The sequence below is a fragment of the Ralstonia sp. TCR112 genome (assembly GCF_007997035.1).
Lineage (GTDB): Bacteria > Pseudomonadota > Gammaproteobacteria > Burkholderiales > Burkholderiaceae > Ralstonia > Ralstonia edaphi.
Window position 1 is genome coordinate 1 of sequence record NZ_VOSS01000208.1, and the last position, 713, is coordinate 713.

Below are 713 nucleotides of genomic sequence, written 5' to 3' on the forward strand. Positions count from 1 at the left end.
CGCCATCATGGTGCCCGAGGCAAGCGTGCATGAAGCGCGTCTGAAGCTCGCTTCGCAAGGCCTGCCCAAGGGCGGCCAGGCCGGCTTCGAGCTGATGGAGAACCAGAAATTCGGCACGAGCCAGTTTGCCGAGCAAGTCAATTACCAGCGCGCCCTGGAAGGCGAGCTGGCCCGCACCATCCAGGCCATGCAGGAGGTGCAGTCCGCCCGCGTGCATCTGGCGATGACCAAGCCGTCGGTGTTCGTGCGCGAGCAGGCCAAGCCGAGCGCCTCGGTGCTCCTCAAGCTGTATCCGGGCCGCATGCTCGACCGCTCGCAGGTGCAGGCCATTGGCCACCTGGTGTCGAGCAGCGTGCCGAACCTGCCGCTGGCCAACGTGACGGTGGTCGACCAGTCCGGCCGTTTGCTGTCGTCGTCGTTCCAGGACAACGCCTCGGGCCTCGACCCGACGCAGCTGAGCTACGTGCGCGACGTCGAGCAGGGCTATATCAAGCGCATCGAAGCCATCCTCGGCCCCGTGGTGGGCGAAGACAACGTGCGCGCGCAGGTGACGGCCGACGTCGATCTGGACAACACCGAGCAGATGGCCGAGACGTATCGTCCCAACCAGGACCCGGCCAACGCCGCCGTGCGCAGCACGCACACCGCCGAAGCCACGCAGAACAAGGCCGACGCCCAGGGCGGCGTGCCCGGCGCGCTGTCCAACCAGCCGC

General features: G+C 67.6%; 1 protein-coding gene. It reads left to right on the forward strand.

The window, feature by feature from the left end; all coding sequences use genetic code 11:
* A partial coding sequence (gene fliF / locus FUT88_RS25320) for a flagellar basal-body MS-ring/collar protein FliF (RefSeq protein ID WP_147219305.1) occupies positions 1 to 713 on the forward strand: 713 nt, incomplete at both ends.